Origin of the sequence: Oxobacter pfennigii (assembly GCF_001317355.1) — a bacterium.
GTDB lineage: Bacteria > Bacillota > Clostridia > Clostridiales > Oxobacteraceae > Oxobacter > Oxobacter pfennigii.
The window spans coordinates 1-2013 of sequence record NZ_LKET01000007.1 but is presented as its reverse complement, the minus strand read 5'-3'; the positions used below and the strand labels follow the sequence as shown (position 1 = coordinate 2013).

Here is a 2013-nt window from a genome sequence, read left to right as displayed (position 1 = left end):
AATGGTTCCACGAGGCACTGGTATACTTATGACAGTGCCGGGAATTTGGGATATCATGACGATATAGTAAACGGAGTAAAATATAGGTATGTTTACGATCTTGCAAACAGGCTTTCAGAAGTAAGAGACAATAAAGGAAACAGAACAATATTCGGATATGACCCGAATAATAACGGGAATAGACTTTATGAAAGATTGAATAAAGCAAGCTATATAACAAGCCATGGTTACAGCAAGGATAATCGCCCTGCATACAGCATATACAGCCGCTATTTATTAAATGACGGCAAAGTCGAATACTTCCCGTTAAATATTGATGGTGAAGGCACAAAGGGATCCAGCCCTACAAGTCTTAACGGCATATTTGATAAGGATAAAGACTCCAAGCAGAGCTTGCTTGCATATGAAAGCTCAACTAACCTTGTAGCAGCCAACTCCTCCTTTGAAAAGGACCTGGTCAACAATGATATTCCGGACTGGGCTAATGGCGACTGGGATACAGGAGGTACAGGAAGATGGAGACTTGCAAACGACGGTGTTGACGGAGGCAGATGCATTGAGTGCTATGACAGCGATAATCTCACTAACGGAAGCATTACAAATGCTGCAGCATATCAAAAGGTTATATTGTCATCCGTTCTGCCTGCGGCAAAGGAATATATAATAAGCGCCTATGCAAAGAGAATAGGAAGCACCCATCCCAAGCTGTCAATCATATGTCTTGATTCAAATGAGGTTCAAATACCCAACGCTTATTGGACGTATGATAAAAATATTGAAGAAAACCAGTGGGAAAGGATAAGCGAGAAATTTACTGCCCCGGCCGGAACAAAGATAATATATGCAATTATTAGAGCGGCTGTTAAAGACAGGGATATAGTCCGCTTTGATGCGGTGCAGTTGGAAGACAGTCCTGTTATAACACCATATACTGCTTCGACATCTGTTGCTGCAAAGATATTATATAACCTTGGTATAAACAGATTATCCGGTACCTTGGGTATATGGTTTTATACAACCAGGCAGAATACCGTAAGGATGATAATAAGCAGCGAGGGAACAGCAGGACAGATATTCAACATGTACATTAATGAAAGTAACAGGCTTGTTCTCAATGCCAGGAACAATGCCGGAGGTACAATTTTTCTCGCAACTTCTCCGGGAACTATATCATTAAACACCTGGCACTTTGCCGCACTTAAGTGGAACTACAGCGGTTCTATGTTTAACACAAAACTGTATATAGACGGAACTTTTATTTCAGGAAACCAGGTTTCCGACTTTAAGGACTTTTCGGGAGGCACGACATCAATAGGCAGCACCATATTCGGGAATTCTCAGTTAAACGGCGGAATGCAGCATTTTATGTATTCGGACAGCGAGCTGGCCGATTCTGAGATAAATAATATATTTTCAAGAGGCAGGGGATATGATGTAAGTTATAAATATGATTCCCTGGGGAGGCTTATTAAAAGAACTCTTTCAATGGGAGGAAGCCAGTATGTAACAGGCTATGAATATACGCCCGGAACTGGAGGTTCTACAACAACCAGGCTTAAAAGCATCAATATGAACGGAGGCGTCGTAAGCTACACCTATGATGCCAACGGGAATATTGCTAAAGCAACCATTGCTGACGGCAGGTATATTGAATATTTTTATGACGAGTTAAACCAGCTTAAGAGAGAAAACAACCAGATAGAGAATATTACCACAGAATATACCTATAATATAGGGGGAAATATATTAACCAGAACAGAGTATCCTTTTACAACAGGGGATGTAGGAACGCCTTTAAGAGGATACAGTTATGCTTATGAAGAGCCGGACTGGAAGGATTTATTGACAAAATTTAATGGCAAGACCATAACCTATGACAATATAGGAAATCCTTTGATATATGATGGATGGAACTTCACCTGGGAAGAAGGAAGACAGCTTAAGTCAATGGTAAAATCCGGAACCAATATATCCTTTAAATACAACGACAGGGGCATAAGGACAGAGAAAACA

1 protein-coding gene is annotated in these 2013 nt (G+C 40.7%); it reads left to right on the top strand.

The features are described from left to right. A partial coding sequence (locus OXPF_RS00430; protein ID WP_341441618.1) for a LamG-like jellyroll fold domain-containing protein occupies positions 1–2013 on the top strand: 2013 nt, incomplete at both ends.